The sequence below is a fragment of the Nonomuraea rhizosphaerae genome (assembly GCF_019396405.1).
Taxonomy (GTDB): domain Bacteria; phylum Actinomycetota; class Actinomycetes; order Streptosporangiales; family Streptosporangiaceae; genus Nonomuraea; species Nonomuraea rhizosphaerae.
In genome coordinates this window covers 1-670 of sequence record NZ_JAHKRL010000351.1, presented here as the reverse complement: position 1 = coordinate 670, position 670 = coordinate 1, and the positions used below count along the sequence as shown (strand labels likewise).

1 protein-coding gene is annotated in these 670 nt (G+C 66.9%); it reads left to right on the top strand.

Features of this window, described 5'->3' with window-relative positions:
• On the top strand, positions 1–670 hold a 670-nt coding region (locus KME77_RS17640), incomplete at both ends, for an RNA polymerDNA-directed RNA polymerase subunit B (protein WP_504739333.1).

Below are 670 nucleotides of genomic sequence, written 5' to 3'. Positions count from 1 at the left end.
CGTCCGGGTGAGCCGCCGACCAAGGAGTCGGCGCAGACCCTGCTGGAGAACCTGTACTTCAACCCCAAGCGCTACGACCTGGCCAAGGTCGGCCGCTACAAGATCAACAAGAAGCTCGGGGTGGGCAGCGAGATCGGCCAGGGCACGCTGACCGAGGAAGACATCGTCGCCACGATCGAATACATCGTCCGCCTCCACGCGGGCGAGGAGTCGATGCCCGCGTCTCAGGACGCGCCGATCGACACCGTGATCGTAGAGGTCGACGACATCGACCACTTCGGCAACCGTCGGCTGCGCAACGTTGGCGAGCTGATCCAGAACCAGGTCCGCCTGGGTCTGGCCCGCATGGAGCGCGTCGTCCGTGAGCGGATGACCACCCAGGACGTCGAGGCGATCACGCCGCAGACCCTGATCAACATCCGCCCGGTGGTGGCCTCGATCAAGGAGTTCTTCGGCACCTCGCAGCTGTCGCAGTTCATGGACCAGACCAACCCGCTGGCCGGGCTGACCCACAAGCGGCGGCTGTCGGCGCTGGGCCCCGGTGGTCTGTCCCGTGAGCGGGCCGGCTTCGAGGTCCGTGACGTGCACCCGTCCCACTACGGCCGGATGTGCCCGATCGAGACCCCGGAAGGCCCCAACATCGGCCTGATCGGCTCGCTGGCCTCCTACG